This window comes from Mycolicibacterium grossiae (genome assembly GCF_008329645.1).
GTDB lineage: Bacteria > Actinomycetota > Actinomycetes > Mycobacteriales > Mycobacteriaceae > Mycobacterium > Mycobacterium grossiae.
Genome location: NZ_CP043474.1, coordinates 1,331,302 through 1,347,807, shown reverse-complemented (window position 1 = coordinate 1,347,807; position 16,506 = coordinate 1,331,302). Strand labels below are relative to the sequence as shown.

The window sequence follows — 16,506 nt, the reverse complement described above, 5'->3', positions numbered from 1 at the left end:
CTGAGCCCGAGGTTTTCGGGTTTCGCGCGGCGGTCTGCGACAATGCTGGCTAGCCCGTAGCAGCGGCCACCTCGTGTGATCGCCGTCGCCACAGACACCGAAAGGCCTGGTTATGTCGAGTCTGCGCCGAGGTGACCGAGGAGGCGCGGTCACCGAGATCCGCGCCGCCCTCGCGGCGCTCGGTCTCGTCGACAACCCCGACGCCGATCTGACCACCGGCAAGCACGTCGCACTCGACGCCTTCGACGACGAACTCGACCAGGCCGTACGCGCGTTCCAGCAGCACCGCGGCCTGCTCGTCGACGGCGTCGTCGGCGAGGCCACCTACCGTGCCCTCAAGGAGGCGTCCTACCGACTCGGTGCGCGCACGCTTGCGCACCAGTTCGGTGCGCCGATGTACGGCGACGACGTCGCCACCCTGCAGGCACGCCTGCAGGAACTGGGCTTCTACACGAACCTCGTCGACGGCTACTTCGGCCTGCAGACGCACAACAGCCTGATGTCCTACCAGCGCGAGTACGGTCTGTATCCGGACGGCATCTGCGGTCCCGAGACGCTGCGCTCGCTGTACTTCCTCGGGTCCCGCGTCACCGGCGGATCGCTACACGCCATCCGCGAGGAGGAACTCGTCCGGCGGTCCGGGCCGCGCCTGTCGGGCAAGCGGGTCATCATCGATCCGGGCCGCGGCGGCGACGACCATGGTTTCATCATGAACGGCCCGGCCGGTCCCATCAGCGAGGCCGACATCCTGTGGGACCTCGCGAGCCGTCTCGAGGGGCGGATGACGGCCATCGGGATGGAGACGTTCCTGTCCCGGCCGGTCGGCCGCAGCCCCCTGGACGCCGAGCGCGCGAATACCGCCAACACCGTCGGCGCCGACCTCATGATCAGCCTGCGCTGCGCGACCCTGCCGGGGTCGTCCGCCAACGGCGTCGCCTCCTTCTACTTCGGCAATGCGCACGGTTCGGTGTCGACCATCGGACGCAACCTCGCCGACTTCGTGCAGCGGGAAGTCGTGGCGCGCACCGGGTTGCGGGACTGCCGCACGCACGGCCGCACGTGGGACCTGCTGCGTCTCACCCGCATGCCCACCGTGCAGGTCGACGTCGGCTACACGAGCAGCGTCCACGACCGTGAGCTGCTCGCCGCGCCGAACACCCGCGACGCCATCGCCGAGGGCATCCTCGCGGCGGTCAAGCGGCTCTACCTGCTCGGCAAGAACGACCGTCCCACCGGGACGTTCACCTTCGCCGAACTGCTCGCCCACGAACTGTCGGTGGAGCAGCAAGCCGCCAACGGCTGACCTCGTCGCTCAGACACGGCCCGGCGCCCGCGCCGACCGGTTGCTGCAGTGCGGCACCTTCGAGCAGACGCTCCAGCGCGGCCTCGACGTCGGCCTTCCAGCCCAGACCCTGCTCGAGTTCCAGGCGCAGCCTTGGCCAGTAGCGGTGCGGCGTCACCACCTCAAAACCGACGTCGGCCAGGAAGTCGGCGTCCATGATGCAGTGCTCGGCGGAGCAGTCCCCCAGCGCCGCGACGACCGGCTCCAGATCCGGAGTGATCAGCCGGCGGTCCAATAGCTCGGCGGATGCGCCCGTGCGGCCGTACGCCTCCAACGCCCGGACACCGCGACGGACCAGGTCTCCCACCACGGCGGCGACCAGGCTGCGTGGTAGCCCGTCGCCGTCGGCGGCGGACTCCACCCCGATCGACGTGAGCAAGACCGCGTCGGCGCTGATCGGTCCGGACGGGAACACCCCGGCCCGCGGTACGGCGCGGGGCGGCGCGTAGAACGCGTACCCGAGACACGGCGCATCGTCGTCGTCCTCGACCGGTGCGAGGTCCTCGGAACGCGGGTCGCAGGCGACCGCCACCTGTCCGCACGAGCCCCACTCGAGCATGACCATCGACAGCCACGCTTCCTTCTCGAACTCGGGATCGGCGAGGTGGTCCTCACCGGGCAGCGTCGACGGATCGACCTCCCAGAAGACGCAGCGCCGGGCGTGCTTCGGCAGCTGCTCGAAGGACTGCAGACGCAGCGGCGTGATTCGTGCGGTCACTGCACTCCCCGGGGTCGGAACGGCTGCTGCTGCCCTACCAGGATAGGCAATGGCGCGACGGCGGGCCGATCGTGCACCGGTCCGGTCATCGGATCGGGCCTTTCGCGTCGATCACGTTGTCCGACAACGTGATTCCCATTTCCATCGAGATCGGCCGGACAGCGGGCCGGTCGAGTGTCACAGTGACGTAATTACGTCGGGTCCTCGGTCACGACTTCGCATCGTTCATGAGCTCCACGATCCGCTGCAAATCGTCGACCGACCCGAACTCGACCACGATCTTGCCCTTGCGCTTGCCCAGGCTCACGGTGACGCGGGTGTCGAACGCCGACGACAGTCGCTCCGCCACGTCCTGCAGCCCCGGCATCTGGATCGGCTTGCGGCGGGGCGCCGGCGGTGCGGCGGGACCGTTCCGATTGGCGAGGGTGACGGCCTCCTCGGTCGCCCGCACCGACAGTCCCTCCGACACGATGCGCGCCGCGAGTTCCTCCTGCGCCTCGGCACCCGCCTCCAGCGAGAGCAGTGCCCGGGCGTGCCCGGCCGAGAGCACACCGGCAGCGACACGGCGCTGCACGGCGACCGGCAGGCGCATGAGTCGGATCATGTTCGTGATGACCGGGCGCGACCGACCGATCCGGGTCGCCAGTTCCTCATGGGTGACGCCGAACTCGTCGAGCAGCTGCTGGTACGCCGCCGCTTCTTCGAGCGGATTCAGCTGCGCCCGGTGGATGTTCTCCAGCAGCGCGTCGCGCAGCATGCTGTCGTCCGCGGTTTCCCGCACGATCGCCGGCAGCGCGGCGAGGCCGGCCTCTTGGGCCGCCCGCCAGCGCCGCTCCCCCATCACCAGCTGGTAGCGCTGCGCACCGCCGTCGGCCGAAAGCGGCCGCACCACCACGGGCTGCATGAGACCGAACTCCTTGATGGAGTGCACCAGTTCGGCCAAGGCCTCGCCGTCGAACACCGAGCGGGGCTGCTTCGGGTTCGGCTCGATGAGCGCGGGATCGATCTCCCGGTACACCGCGCCGACGTCTCCGACCGTGGGCTGCTCCTCCTGCTGGCGCGCCTGAGGCGCACCACCGAGGACGACGTCGGCGGCGGCATCGCCCATCCGCGGCCCGAGATCAGCGGTATTCGCATCGGCCGGTCCGGTCGGGATCAGCGACGCCAGCCCCCGACCCAGTCCACTGCGCTTGCGTTGCGGTTGCGCCATCGAGGTCCCTTCCGTACTCATCGCTGGGTGCCGGTGTCGCCGCGTTCGGCGATCTCGCGGCTGGCATCGAGATAGCTCATCGCTCCCCGCGACCCCGGGTCGTAATCGAGGATCGTCATCCCATAGCCGGGCGCCTCGGACACCTTCACGCTGCGCGGGATGACCGTGCGGAGTACCTTGGCGCCGAAGTGCGCGCGGACGTCCTCGGCCACCTGATCGGCCAGTCGCGTCCGCCCGTCGTACATCGTGAGGATCACCGTGGTGACGTCGAGGCTTTGATTGAGGTGCGCCTTGACCATCTCGATGTTGCGCAGGAGTTGGCCCACGCCCTCGAGGGCGTAGTACTCGCACTGGATGGGGATGAGCACTTCCGGCGCCGCCACCAGAGCATTGATGGTGAGGAGCCCGAGCGACGGTGGGCAGTCGATGAAGACGTAGTCGAAGTCGTAGTCCTTCAGCGACGCGAGCGCGTTCCGGAGGCGCGTCTCGCGAGCGACCATGCTGACGAGTTCGATCTCCGCGCCGGCCAGGTCGATCGTCGCCGGAACGCAGTAGAGGCGGTCGTTGTGGGGGCTCCGCTGCAGCGCTTCCTCGAGGGTGATCTCCCCGATCAACACCTCGTACGACGACGCCGTCCCCGGCCGGTGCTCGATGCCGAGCGCCGTGCTGGCGTTGCCCTGCGGGTCGAGGTCGACGACGAGCGTCTTCAGCCCTTGCAGCGCCATGGCGGCCGCGACGTTCACGGCAGTCGTCGTCTTGCCGACCCCACCCTTCTGGTTGGCGATCGTGAAGACGCGCTGGCGCTGCGGGCGGGGCAGACCCTGCCCCTTCGCCTTGTGCAGGAGACGCACGGCGCGTTCGGCCTCCTCCCCGATCGGCGTGCCCGACCAGTCGGCGGACGCGGCGGGTGGTGTTTCACGTGAAACATGCGGCGCGGCGTTCGTCGGCCGAGTCGCCGGATCGTTGGCAGTCACTGTGCGCTCCTCCCCGGGCGAGGCTGACGCGTCCGGCCCGACGACCGCACCCCGCGCCGAGCTTCGACCACGGTTGCGGGTGGAGTCAATAAGTTCACGCCACATTTCACCACCCTCACGTCCGACACACCCAACGACTCGAGGACACGCCGGTGAGTCGTGACCTCCTGCTCGGCCCGCTCGCCCTTGATGGCGAGCATCCGACCGCCCGGCCGCACCAGCGGAATGCACCACCGCGACAACTTGTCCAACGCAGCTACGGCACGGGACGTCACGACGTCGAGTTCGCCGACCTGACGACGGACGTCCTTCTCCTCCGCCCGGCCACGGACGACCGTGACCTCGAGACCGAGTTCCTCGATCGCTTCACTGAGGAACTCAGCGCGTCGCAGGAGGGGCTCGATGAGCATGACACGGACGCCGGGACGAGCGAGCGCGATGGGAATCCCGGGCAGCCCGGCCCCGCTGCCGACGTCCGCCACGGCCTCGCCGTCAGCCACGAGTTCGGCGACGGCGCCGCTGTTGAGCACGTGCCGGTCCCAGAGTCTGTCTACTTCGCCGGGGCCGATCAGCCCCCGCTCGATGCCGGCGCCGGCGAGGATGCGGACGTAGGTGTCCGCCACCTCCAGCCGGTCGCCGAACATCGTGTGCGCTGCGGAAGGTGGTGGAGGGATGTCTCCATGTTTCACGTGAAACATCCTCCCGCGACGCTTGAACTACACCGTTGTAACTCGACGGGCACGGGCCCGCCCCTCACCGCCGTATCAGCCGACGAGGACGACGACACGGCGCGACGGCTCCGCGCCCTCGCTCTCGCTGCGCACGCCGCTCACGGCCGCCACGGCGTCGTGCACGATCTTGCGCTCGAACGGCGTCATCGGGTCGAGTTCCTCGCGCTCCCCGGTCTCGAGGACGCGGCGAGCCACGCGATCACCCAGCTGCGCCAACTCGTCCCGGCGCTGACGACGCCACCGTGCGATGTCCAGCATCAGCCGGCTGCGTTCACCGGTCTTCTGGTGCACGGCCAGCCGCGTCAGCTCCTGCAGCGCGTCGAGCACCTCACCCTTGCGACCGACGAGCTTGTTGAGGTCTCCCCCGCCGTCGATGCTGACGACGGCGCGGTCACCCTCGACGTCCAGATCGATGTCGCCATCGAAGTCGAGGAGGTCGAGCAGCTCCTCGAGGTAGTCGCCGGCGATCTCGCCTTCGGCGACCAAGCGCTCCTCGAGGTCTTCTCCCTTGGTGGGTTCCTCGGTCTCGGTGCGTTCCGTGGTATCGGCGTCTGTCATGTTTCGTCCTTCCTGGTTCACCGGTGTCCGCGCGGGAGACTGCCCCGCGCGCCGGTCACGACCGTCGCTTGCGCGGCCGGTTGGCGTTGCGGCGCGCAGCACCGTTCGGGGTGCTCTTCGCGGGCGGCGTGGCCGGCCGCTTCTTCGGTGCGCTGGTGGTGGGCGTCTCCGTGGCGCTCGTCGCGTCGTCAGCCGACGTCGCGTCCCCGACGTCCGGGTCGGTCACGGGTGCCGCCTCCGTCGTCGGCTTCCCCGAGACGACCGGCTTGGCCCCGGCGCCGGGCTTCGCCCCGGCCACCGGCTTCGCCCCCGGCGCCGGCTTGGCTCCGCGCTTGGGGCGCGCACCGGGCGCGGGCGCGTTGGACGCCTGCCGCTCCTTGGCGGCGAGCTTCTCGGCTTCCTCGCGCTTCTCGATCTTGCCGAAGACGTAGTGCTGCTGGCCGTAGGTCCAGATGTTGTTGGAGACCCAGTACAGGATGATCGCGAGCGGCAGGAACGGACCACCGACGACCACACCCAGCGGGAAGACGTAGAGCGCAAGCTTGTTCATCATCGCGGTCTGCGGGTTGGACGCCGCCTCCGGACTCTGCCGTGCCACCGACGCGCGGCTGTTGAAGTGCGTCGCCACGCCGGCGACGACCATCAGCGGCAGACCGACGGCGATCACCGCGATCCGGTCGAACGACGTGAACGCGTCCAGACCGACCGTCTGGATCATCGAGGCACCGAGCGGTGCGCCGAACAGGTTGGCATCGAGGAAGTGCGCGACGTCGGTCGCGCTGAAGAAGTAGTTGCCGAGCGAGCGGTTCTCCTCGACGCTCAGCCCGAGCCGGCCGAACCCCGTCTGCGTCCGGTTGAACGACATCAGCACGTGGTAGAGCCCGAGGAACACCGGCACCTGCGCGAGCATCGGAAGGCACCCGAGGATCGGGTTGAACCCGTGGTCCTTCTGCAGCTTCTGCATCTCCAGCGCCATCCGCTGGCGGTCCTTGCCGTACTTCTTCTGCAGCGCCTTGATCTGCGGCTGCAGTTCCTGCATCTGACGGGTGGTCTCGATCTGCCGCACGAACGGCCGGTACAGGATCGCGCGGAGCGTGAAGACCAGGAACATCACCGACAGCGCCCAGGCGAAGAAGTTCGTCGGCCCGAGCAGGAAGGCGAACAGCTTGTACCACAGCCACATGATCGCCGAGACCGGATAGTAGATGTAGTCCAGGCTGGCCCAGTTAAACAAGAGAGTCGCTCCTCAACGTCGCGTCGGCGGGCGGATCGTGTCGGTGCCGAGGTTCCGGTATCGGGTCCCATCCTCCCCGATGCCATGGACCGCACTTCGCGAGGCGGACCATGGCGAGCCAGCTGCCGCGCCACAGGCCGTGTGCCTGCAACGCCTCGACGGCGTACTGACTGCACGTCGGCATGAAACGGCACGCCGGCGGACGGTAGGGCGAGATCATGGCGCGGTACAGCTGAATGGCCGCGATGGCGCCGCGCGCGATCGGATTCGGCCGGCGGCTCATCGCCGACCTCCGGCACGGGCTCGCCCGAACGCCGACACCAGCTCCCGCTCGAGCCGCTCCGAGGCGGCATCCCGGCTGGGGGGTAGGGCGCGGATCACCAACCGGTCGCCGGGCTGCATGTCCTCCAGGACGGAGCGGGCGACGTGACGTAGACGGCGAGACACCCGGTGTCGCACGACGGCGTTGCCGACGGACTTCGACACCACCAGACCCACCTTGGGCGGATCGGTGCGGTCGCCTGGGGATCGCAAGGAATGCACGACGAGGGTGGATTGCGCGGCGCGGGCCCCGCGACCCACCGTCTGACCGAAATCGAGCGACCGCGTCATCCGGTACGGAGCCGGAAGCACTGCGCGGCTATCCGGATCGGATCAGGCAGTGAGAGAGCGACGGCCCTTGCTGCGCCGCGACGACACGATGGCGCGGCCGGCACGGGTGCGCATGCGCAACCGGAAGCCGTGCACGCGTGCACGCCGGCGGTTGTTGGGCTGGAACGTCCGCTTGCCCTTGGCCACGGCTGTCACTCCTCGTCACGTGTGGTGGCGCCGTACCATCACCGTCGAGTGATCGTGCGTGCCGCTTTGTTCGTCCCGGCGCGGAACCCGTATCCGGTCGCTGCCGTGCCGCCACGTACGGGCGACTGTTCGAGGGTACTGACGAGATTTCCCTAGGTCAAACCGCTGCCGCCGACAACGACGGACGCCCCGAACACCCTCAGGAGTCACACCTTTCACCTGCGCTACAGACCCGCCGAAGCGGCCCCCGAACGGCCCCGCAGAACGTCCTCCGTCAATGTTGCAGAACGGTTGGCACCCGCCGGGAAAACTGTTAGCTTCTGGCAGTGCCGTTTCGGACTCGAGCGGCGAAAGACGACAATCGAGGATGACGCCGCCCCGCGAGCCCACAGCCGGTCGACCACTGTGACGAGCCCCGGGACACGCCAACCCAGAACACGACATCGACACGACACCACTGTCCGTTGTCCACAGTCTGTGGATAACCATGTGGACAGATTTGGCATCGTCATATACGGCCGCGTTCCGTTGACCGGCTGCGAGGGGGTACGTCTCGTTGACCACGGACCCCGACCCACCCTTCGTCAGCATCTGGAATGACGTCGTCGCCGAACTGCACGGCGCCACCGGTGACGGCGGACCGTTGCTCACCGCGCAACAGCGCGCCTGGCTCAAGCTCGTCAAGCCGCTGGTCCTGACCGAGGGCTTTGCGCTGCTGTCGGTGCCGACGACGTTCGTCCAGAACGAGATCGAGCGCAGCCTGCGCGAGCACATCATCGCCTGCCTCAGCCGCCGCCTCGGCCAGCGCGTCGAACTCGGCGTCCGCATCGCCGATCCCGAACCGGCCGACGCCGACGCCGAGGAGGACCGGCCACTGCTGTCCGTCGTCCCGGACGCCGACGAGGTGGACGAGGACGGCGAGGCCCTCGCCAGCGCCGAGGCCAGCTGGCCGAGCCACTTCACCAACCGCGCGCCCGCCCGCGCCGAGAGCGCCGACGCCAGCCTGAACCGCCGGTACACCTTCGAGACCTTCGTCATCGGCGCGTCGAATCGGTTCGCGCACGCGGCGACGCTGGCGATCGCCGAGGCGCCGGCCCGGGCCTACAACCCACTGTTCATCTGGGGCGAGTCCGGTCTGGGCAAGACCCATCTGCTGCACGCGGCCGGCAACTATGCCCAGCGCCTCTTCCCGGGCATGCGGGTCAAGTACGTCTCGACCGAGGAATTCACCAACGACTTCATCAACTCCCTGCGCGACGACCGCAAGGCGTCATTCAAGCGGAGCTACCGCGACATCGACGTGCTGCTCGTCGACGACATCCAGTTCATCGAGGGCAAGGAAGGCATCCAGGAGGAGTTCTTCCACACCTTCAACACCCTGCACAACGCGAACAAGCAGATCGTGATCTCCTCCGACCGGCCGCCCAAGCAGCTCGCGACGCTGGAGGACCGGCTCCGCACCAGATTCGAGTGGGGCCTCATCACCGACGTGCAGCCGCCCGAACTCGAGACCCGCATCGCCATCCTGCGCAAGAAGGCACAGATGGATCGTCTCGACGTGCCCGGCGACGTCCTGGAACTCATCGCCAGCCGGATCGAACGCAACATCCGCGAACTCGAGGGCGCACTCATCCGCGTCACCGCCTTCGCGTCGCTGAACAAGACGACGATCGACAAGGCGCTCGCGGAGATCGTCCTGCGGGACCTGATCTCGGACTCGAACACCACGCAGATCAGTACCGCCACCATCATGGCCGTCACGGCCGACTACTTCGAGACGTCGGTCGAGGAACTCCGCGGCCCGGGCAAGACCCGGGCGCTCGCGCAGTCGCGACAGATCGCGATGTACCTGTGCCGCGAGCTGACCGACCTGTCGCTGCCGAAGATCGGCCAGTCCTTCGGCCGCGACCACACCACGGTCATGTACGCGGAGAAGAAGATTCGCGGCGAGATGGCCGAGCGCCGTGAGGTATTCGACCACGTCACCGAACTCACCACGCGCATCCGGCAGCGCTCCAAGCAGCGCTGAGCGCACCTCGTTCCCCGGGCCCCACTGCCCACTGCCCCTCCCGCGCTGCGCCCCCCGCACTGGCGCCCTCGCGGTGGCCGATGCGCGCCTCGAGCACCGTCCCCACGGCGGCTCCTGGCGATCCCCGGCCGCGATCGGCGACGGCGATCGGCGACCGGCGACCGGCGAAGCGCCACTCCCCCACGACCACCACGGCGTGTCGCGCCGTTCAACACGCCGTCACCTGACAGACTCCCACCCGGATTCACGGAGGAACTTCCGACCCGCTGGTCACACCCGTCACGAGCCCGCCTCGTGGAGCACTCGTGCACAACCGTCGAGTGGATCCGGGGCAACCCGAGCGGGCCGTGGAGGAACCGGCCGCCATCCACGAGCACGAGGATCACTCCCGAGGAGATCCACGAGCACTGCACAACCGCCGCAGCCGCCCTACCTGCACGACGAGGTGCCAATCCACAGATCCCACAGCCCCTATTACTGATACCTAGATACCTTCAAGGGATTCTCTTTAGAAGAAGGGCCTTGGGGACGACGCGTCCGGGACGTCTCGGACGGGCACTCGGACGGCGGTCCGTCACTCCCATCGATTAGCTTTCAAGTTGGCGCGGGAGGCTCTACGGTGGTTCAGCGGCGACCGGTACGGTCGTCACACCGCAGCGTCTAGCGCCGAACGCCGAGAGCGTCGTCATCCGCTGCTTGGCGTGTGTTGTTGGGGATTCTTCGAAGGGACGCTATGGACGCGGCGACGAGTGCTGGTCTCACGGATCTGAAGTTCCGGCTGGTGCGCGAGGACTTCGCGGACGCCGTGGCCTGGGTCGCACGGATCCTGCCGACCCGCCCCACCGTGCCCGTGCTCTCCGGGGTCCTGCTCACCGGCAGCGACGACGGCCTGACGATCTCCGGCTACGACTACGAGGTGTCGGCCGAGATTCGGGTGCCCGCCGAGATCGCCTCGCCGGGCAGCGTGCTCGTCTCGGGCCGGTTGCTGTCGGACATCACCCGGGCCCTGCCGGCCAAGCCGGTCGACGTCACCGTCGAGGGCACCCGCGTCGCGCTCAACTGCGGCAGTGCGCGGTTCTCGCTGCCCACGATGGCGGTCGAGGACTACCCGACCCTCCCCTCGCTGCCCGACGAGACCGGAGTCGTGCCCTCGAGCCTCTTCGCCCAGGCCATCGGTCAGGTCGCCGTGGCCGCCGGCCGTGACGACACGTTGCCGATGCTCACCGGCATCCGCGTCGAAATCAACGGTGAGAAAGTCGTTTTGGCGGCGACCGACCGGTTCCGTCTGGCCGTGCGCGAACTCACCTGGTCCACCGCGACCGCCGACGTCGAGGCCGCCGTGCTGGTTCCCGCGAAGACCCTGTCCGAGGCGGCGAAGGCCGGCTCCGACGGCTCGGAGGTGCACCTGTCGCTCGGCTCCGGCGAGTCGGTGGGCAAGGACGGACTGCTCGGAATCCGCAGCAACGGCAAGCGCACCACCAGCCGTCTGCTCGACGCGGAGTTCCCGAAGTTCCGGCAGTTGCTGCCCACCGAGCACACCGCGGTGGCCACCATCGGCGTCGCGGCCCTCACCGAGGCGATCAAGCGCGTGGCGCTGGTCGCCGACCGGGGCGCGCAGGTCCGCATGGAGTTCGACGGCGACGTGCTGCACCTCTCGGCGGGTGCCGAGGACGTCGGTCGCGCCGAGGAGGACCTGCCGGTCGAGTTCTCCGGCGAGCCGCTGACCATCGCGTTCAACCCCACCTACCTGACCGATGGTTTGGGATCGCTGCATTCGGAGAAGGTGACGTTCGGCTTCACGACACCCAGCCGTCCCGCAGTGTTGCGGCCGGCGGGTGATGATGGGGTGCAGTCGGGCGACACCGGGCCGTTCCCGGCCGGGCAGACCGACTACGTCTATTTGTTGATGCCGGTGCGGCTTCCGGGCTGACCGGCCCGGACACCAGGAGAGCACACATGCAACTGGGGTTGATCGGCCTCGGCAAGATGGGCTTCAACATGCGGGAGCGGCTGCGGGGTGGCGGCCACGAGGTGGTCGGCTACGACCCGCGGCCGGAGGTCAGTGACGTCGAGTCGCTCGCGGCGCTGGCCGAAGCGCTCGAGGCACCCCGTGTCGTGTGGGTGATGGTGCCGTCGGGCACGGTCACCCACGACACGATCGTCGCGCTGGCCGACGTGCTGTCCGAGGGCGACCTGGTGATCGACGGCGGCAACTCGCGCTACACCGACGACGCCCCGCACGCAAAGCTGTTGAACGACAAGGGGATCGGATTCGTGGATGCCGGCGTATCCGGCGGCATCTGGGGCCTCACCGAGGGTTACGGGCTGATGGTCGGCGGCAGTGACGAGCACGTCGCCCGCGCGATGCCGATCTTCGACACCCTGCGCCCGCCGGGTGACGTGGCCGACGGCTTCGTCCACGCCGGCCCGGTCGGCGCCGGCCACTTCACTAAGATGGTGCACAACGGCGTGGAGTACGCGCTGATGACGGCGTATGCCGAGGGTTACGAGATGCTCGCCGCCGAGGACCTGGTGAAGGATCCGCAGGCGGTGTACCAGGCGTGGACCAACGGCACCGTCGTGCGGTCCTGGCTGCAGCAGCTGCTGGCGAAGGCGCTCAAGGACGATCCGGGCCTCAACGACATCTCCGGTTACACCGAGGACTCGGGTGAGGGCCGGTGGACCGTGGAGGAGGCCATTCGGCTGCGCGTCCCGGTGCCGGGCATCGCGGCGTCGCTGTTCGCCCGCTTCCTGTCACGCCAGGACGACTCCCCGACCATGAAAGCCGTTGCAGCGCTGCGTAATCAGTTCGGCGGGCACGCGGTGAAGCGGGTCTCCACCTCGGGCTGAGGTGGTCACCGCCGCGCCAACGGAGAACACGGTTTGTACGTACGACAGCTGGTCCTGACCGACTTCCGCTCGTGGTCGCGCGTCGACGTGGCGCTCGAGCCGGGACGCACGGTGTTCGTCGGGTCCAACGGCTACGGCAAGACCAATCTCGTCGAGGCGCTGTGGTACGCCGCCACGCTCGGCTCCCACCGCGTGGCCACGGATGCGCCGTTGATCCGCGCCGGGGCGGAGCGCGCGGTGGTCTCGACGATCGTCGTCAACGACGGCCGCGAACTGGCAATCGATCTCGAGATCACCTCCGGGCGGGCGAACAAGGCCCGACTCAACCGTTCGCCGGTGCGCAGTCCGCGCGAGGTGCTCGGCGTGCTGCGGGCGGTGCTGTTCGCGCCGGAGGATCTGGCGCTGGTGCGTGGCGACCCTGGCGAGCGGCGGCGCTACCTCGACGAACTCGCGACCACGCGGCGCCCGACGGTCGCGGGCATCCGTGCCGACTACGACAAGGTGGTGCGGCAGCGCACGGCGCTGCTGAAGACGGCGTCGGGGGCGCGGTACCGGGGCGACACCTCCGCGCTGGCGACCCTCGACGTGTGGGACGGTCACCTGGCCCGCTACGGCGCCCAGCTGATCGCGGCGCGCGTGGACCTGGTGACGCAGTTGGCGCCGGAGGTGGCGAAGGCCTACCAGCTGCTCGCCCCGGCATCGCGGCCGGCCGCCATCGCCTACCGCAGCGGCACGGAAAACGTTGAGGCCGAAGCATCTTCGGGTACGACGGCCATCGAGGTGTACGAGGCGGCGCTGCTCGAGGCGCTGGCGGCGCGGCGCTCCTCGGAACTCGAGCGGGGCGTCTGCCTGGTGGGTCCGCACCGCGACGATCTCGAACTGCGGCTCGGCGACCAGCCGGCGAAGGGCTTCGCCAGCCACGGCGAATCGTGGTCGATGGCATTGTCGTTGCGGTTGGCCGCCTACGAACTGCTGCGCCAGGACGGTTCGGATCCCGTGCTGCTGCTCGATGACGTGTTCGCCGAACTCGACGACGCCCGGCGGCGCGCGCTGGTGGCCGTCGCGTCGTCGGCCGAGCAGGTGCTGGTGACCGCCGCGGTGCACGACGACATCCCGGCCGACTGGGACGCCCGGCGGATTCGGATCGGGATGCGGGACGAGGACACCGGACGCACGTCGGAGGTGATCGCATGACCGAGGAGCAGGGCGGCCCGCCCGAGCACCTCGCCCACCTGAAGGGCATGGACCTGGTGCGGCGGACGCTCGAGGAGGCCCGCGGCGCCGCCAAGAGCCAGGGCAAGGACGTCGGCCGCGGCCGCACCTCCCCCACCCGTGCGCGGGTGGCCGGCCGTGGCAAGCGGCGCACCTGGTCCGGTCCGGGTCCCGATGTCCGCGATCCGCAGACGCTCGGGTCGGCGACGTTGGACCTGGCGCGTCAGCGCGGCTGGACGACGCGGGTGGCGGAGGGCGCGGTGTTCGGTCAGTGGCCGGAGGTCGTCGGTGCGCAGATCGCCGAGCACGCCGCTCCGACGGCGCTGTCCGAGGGCGTCCTGACGGTGACGGCGGAATCGACCGCATGGGCCACGCAGCTGCGGATGGTGCAGGCGCAACTGCTCGCGAAGATCGCCGCCGCGGTCGGCGACGGCGTGGTGACGTCCCTGAAGATCGTCGGGCCGACCGCGCCGTCGTGGCGCAAGGGCCGATACCACGTCGCCGGCCGCGGGCCGCGTGACACGTACGGCTGACACGTACGGCTGGGGGTCCGCGACTCGACGCCTTCAGAGCCGCGTGAATCGTCGATCGAGGTGTCTCGGGCGACAGGACGCGAACTCAGTCGAGAAATTCCGCAGACGGCGTGATTAGGTGCGCCAAAACGCGGCCTGAGAGTGGGCCCTGACGGTCCGTGGCGGTAGACTGGCACGAGATCCGCGAGGGGTTCGACGTCACCATTCTCCCCTCGGCAGGGATTCCTTGCGAATGACTCGCAGACGACGAAGGAGACGCGTCCCACGTGGCTGCCCAGAAGAAGAACGCTCCCAGTGAGTACGGCGCCGATTCCATCAAGGTGCTCGAAGGCCTGGAGGCGGTCCGCAAGCGCCCGGGCATGTACATCGGTTCCACCGGTGAGCGTGGTCTGCACCATCTGATCTGGGAGGTCGTGGACAACGCCGTCGACGAGGCGATGGCCGGCTTCGCCAGCCGCGTCGACGTCCGCATCCTCGAGGACGGCGGCGTCGAGGTCACCGACGACGGCCGCGGCATCCCCGTCGCGATGCACGCGACCGGCATCCCGACCGTGGACGTGGTCATGACCGTGCTGCACGCCGGCGGCAAGTTCGAGGAGGGCGCCTACCAGGTGTCCGGCGGCCTGCACGGCGTCGGCGTCTCGGTGGTGAACGCGCTCTCCACGCGCCTGGAGGCCGACATCCGCAAGGACGGCTACGAGTGGTTCCAGACCTACGACCGCTCGGTCCCCGGCACCCTGCGCCAGGGTGACAAGACCAAGAAGACCGGCACCACCATCCGGTTCTGGGCCGACCCGGACATCTTCGAGACCACCGACTACGACTTCGAGACCATCGCCCGTCGCCTGCAGGAGATGGCGTTCCTCAACAAGGGCCTGACCATCGACCTCACCGATGAGCGCGTCACCGCCGAGGAAGTGGTGGACGAGGTCGTCAGCGATACCGCCGAGGCGCCGAAGTCCGCCGAGGAGAAGGCCGCCGAGGCCGGCGGCAAGCAGCAGAAGGTGAAGCACCGGACGTTCTGCTACCCCGGCGGCCTGGTCGACTTCGTCAAGCACATCAACCGCACGAAGACGGCGATCCAGCAGAGCGTGATCGACTTCGACGGCAAGGGTCCGGGCCACGAGGTCGAGATCGCGATGCAGTGGAACGCCGGCTACTCGGAGTCGGTGCACACCTTCGCCAACACCATCAACACCCACGAGGGCGGCACGCACGAAGAAGGTTTCCGCGCCGCGCTCACCACGGTGGTGAACCGGTACGCCAAGGACAAGAAGCTGCTCAAGGAGAAGGATCCGAACCTCACCGGCGACGACATTCGCGAGGGGTTGGCCGCGGTCATCTCGGTCAAGGTGTCCCAGCCGCAGTTCGAGGGCCAGACCAAGACCAAGCTCGGCAACACCGAGGTGAAGTCGTTCGTGCAGAAGATCTGCAACGAGGAGCTGCAGCACTGGTTCGATGCGAACCCGGCCGAGGCGAAGACCGTGGTGAACAAGGCGGTGTCCTCGGCGCAGGCCCGCATCGCCGCGCGCAAGGCGCGAGAACTGGTGCGTCGCAAGAGTGCAACGGACATCGGCGGTCTGCCCGGCAAGCTCGCCGACTGCCGTTCCACCGACCCGAGCAAGTCGGAACTGTACGTGGTGGAGGGTGATTCGGCCGGCGGCTCGGCCAAGAGCGGCCGGGACTCGATGTTCCAGGCGATCCTGCCGTTGCGCGGCAAGATCATCAACGTCGAGAAGGCCCGCATCGACCGCGTCCTGAAGAACACCGAAGTGCAGGCGATCATCACCGCGCTGGGCACCGGCATCCACGACGAATTCGACATCGCCAAGCTGCGCTACCACAAGATCGTGCTCATGGCCGACGCCGACGTCGACGGCCAGCACATCTCCACCCTGCTGCTGACGCTGCTGTTCCGCTTCATGAAGCCGCTGGTGGAGAACGGCCACATCTTCCTGGCGCAGCCGCCGCTGTACAAGCTGAAATGGCAACGCGCCGAACCGGAATTCGCGTACTCCGACCGTGAGCGCGACGGCCTGCTCGAGGCGGGTCGCGCCGCGGGCAAGAAGATCAACGCCGAGGACGGCATCCAGCGGTACAAGGGTCTGGGCGAGATGGACGCCAAGGAGCTGTGGGAGACCACCATGGATCCGTCGGTGCGCGTGCTGCGCCAGGTGACGCTCGACGACGCCGCCGCGGCCGACGAACTGTTCTCGATCTTGATGGGCGAGGACGTCGAGGCCCGCCGCAGCTTCATCACCCGTAATGCCAAAGACGTTCGCTTCCTCGACGTTTAGCACTTAGGAACTGACACCAG

16 protein-coding genes are annotated in these 16,506 nt (G+C 68.6%); 7 read left to right on the top strand and 9 right to left on the bottom strand.

Going from position 1 to position 16,506, the window contains the following annotated elements; genetic code table 11:
* The first annotated feature begins 112 nt into the window (after nucleotides 1-112).
* Complete coding sequence (locus FZ046_RS06515; RefSeq protein WP_070355102.1) at nucleotides 113-1,303, top strand: N-acetylmuramoyl-L-alanine amidase; 1,191 nt, start codon at nucleotides 113-115, stop codon at nucleotides 1,301-1,303.
* Here the strand turns inward: FZ046_RS06515 and FZ046_RS06510 are convergent.
* The 9 genes from FZ046_RS06510 to rpmH all read right to left on the bottom strand — a co-directional run bounded on the left by FZ046_RS06510 (nucleotide 1,242) and on the right by rpmH (nucleotide 7,565).
* Entirely contained in the window at nucleotides 1,242-2,060 is an 819-nt protein-coding gene (locus FZ046_RS06510; RefSeq protein WP_246182914.1) for an acetyltransferase, read from the bottom strand. The genes FZ046_RS06515 and FZ046_RS06510 overlap by 62 nt on opposite strands.
* 208 nt (nucleotides 2,061-2,268) lie before the next feature.
* Nucleotides 2,269-3,270, bottom strand: coding sequence for a ParB/RepB/Spo0J family partition protein (locus tag FZ046_RS06505; protein ID WP_070355103.1), 1,002 nt, complete (start codon nucleotides 3,268-3,270; stop codon nucleotides 2,269-2,271).
* Nucleotides 3,271-3,287: 17 nt separating this feature from the next.
* Nucleotides 3,288-4,244 (bottom strand): ParA family protein, encoded by a 957-nt coding sequence (locus FZ046_RS06500; protein WP_070355104.1) that lies wholly within the window; start codon nucleotides 4,242-4,244, stop codon nucleotides 3,288-3,290.
* Entirely contained in the window at nucleotides 4,241-4,942 is a 702-nt protein-coding gene (gene rsmG / locus FZ046_RS06495; RefSeq protein WP_070355105.1) for a 16S rRNA (guanine(527)-N(7))-methyltransferase RsmG, read from the bottom strand. The genes FZ046_RS06500 and rsmG overlap by 4 nt, the downstream gene beginning before the upstream one ends.
* A gap of 66 nt (nucleotides 4,943-5,008) precedes the next feature.
* A complete protein-coding gene (locus FZ046_RS06490; protein WP_070355106.1) occupies nucleotides 5,009-5,533 on the bottom strand; it encodes a Jag family protein in 525 nt (174 codons plus the stop codon).
* Between the two features lie 55 nt (nucleotides 5,534-5,588).
* On the bottom strand, nucleotides 5,589-6,767 hold the full coding sequence (gene yidC / locus FZ046_RS06485; protein WP_070355107.1) for a membrane protein insertase YidC: 1,179 nt from the start codon (nucleotides 6,765-6,767) through the stop codon (nucleotides 5,589-5,591).
* Entirely contained in the window at nucleotides 6,760-7,050 is a 291-nt protein-coding gene (gene yidD / locus FZ046_RS06480; protein WP_083298458.1) for a membrane protein insertion efficiency factor YidD, read from the bottom strand. The genes yidC and yidD overlap by 8 nt, the downstream gene beginning before the upstream one ends.
* Nucleotides 7,047-7,400 (bottom strand): ribonuclease P protein component, encoded by a 354-nt coding sequence (gene rnpA, locus FZ046_RS06475; protein WP_070355108.1) that lies wholly within the window; start codon nucleotides 7,398-7,400, stop codon nucleotides 7,047-7,049. The genes yidD and rnpA overlap by 4 nt, the downstream gene beginning before the upstream one ends.
* Nucleotides 7,401-7,421: 21 nt before the next feature.
* Nucleotides 7,422-7,565 carry a 50S ribosomal protein L34 gene (gene rpmH / locus FZ046_RS06470; RefSeq protein WP_070355130.1) on the bottom strand — a complete coding sequence of 48 codons (144 nt, stop codon included), beginning with the start codon at nucleotides 7,563-7,565 and terminating at the stop codon, nucleotides 7,422-7,424.
* A 556-nt stretch (nucleotides 7,566-8,121) separates the two neighbouring features.
* On the opposite strand from rpmH, the gene dnaA reads away from it, so the two are divergent.
* The 6 genes from dnaA to gyrB all read left to right on the top strand — a co-directional run bounded on the left by dnaA (nucleotide 8,122) and on the right by gyrB (nucleotide 16,486).
* Nucleotides 8,122-9,594 (top strand): chromosomal replication initiator protein DnaA, encoded by a 1,473-nt coding sequence (gene dnaA, locus FZ046_RS06465; protein ID WP_070355109.1) that lies wholly within the window; start codon nucleotides 8,122-8,124, stop codon nucleotides 9,592-9,594.
* A gap of 733 nt (nucleotides 9,595-10,327) precedes the next feature.
* Nucleotides 10,328-11,524, top strand: coding sequence for a DNA polymerase III subunit beta (gene dnaN, locus FZ046_RS06460; protein WP_070355110.1), 1,197 nt, complete (start codon nucleotides 10,328-10,330; stop codon nucleotides 11,522-11,524).
* Between the two features lie 26 nt (nucleotides 11,525-11,550).
* The gene (gnd, locus tag FZ046_RS06455) at nucleotides 11,551-12,444 is read left to right on the top strand and encodes a phosphogluconate dehydrogenase (NAD(+)-dependent, decarboxylating) (RefSeq protein WP_070355111.1); all 894 of its coding nucleotides are present in this window, start codon (nucleotides 11,551-11,553) and stop codon (nucleotides 12,442-12,444) included.
* A 33-nt stretch (nucleotides 12,445-12,477) separates the two neighbouring features.
* Complete coding sequence (recF, locus tag FZ046_RS06450) at nucleotides 12,478-13,638, top strand: DNA replication/repair protein RecF (protein ID WP_070355112.1); 1,161 nt, start codon at nucleotides 12,478-12,480, stop codon at nucleotides 13,636-13,638.
* Complete coding sequence (locus FZ046_RS06445) at nucleotides 13,635-14,189, top strand: DUF721 family protein (RefSeq protein WP_070355113.1); 555 nt, start codon at nucleotides 13,635-13,637, stop codon at nucleotides 14,187-14,189. Before recF ends, FZ046_RS06445 begins: the two co-directional genes overlap by 4 nt.
* 266 nt (nucleotides 14,190-14,455) lie before the next feature.
* Nucleotides 14,456-16,486, top strand: a complete 2,031-nt coding sequence (gene gyrB, locus FZ046_RS06440) for a DNA topoisomerase (ATP-hydrolyzing) subunit B (RefSeq protein ID WP_070355114.1) — start codon at nucleotides 14,456-14,458, stop codon at nucleotides 16,484-16,486.
* The last annotated feature ends 20 nt before the right edge of the window (nucleotides 16,487-16,506 follow it).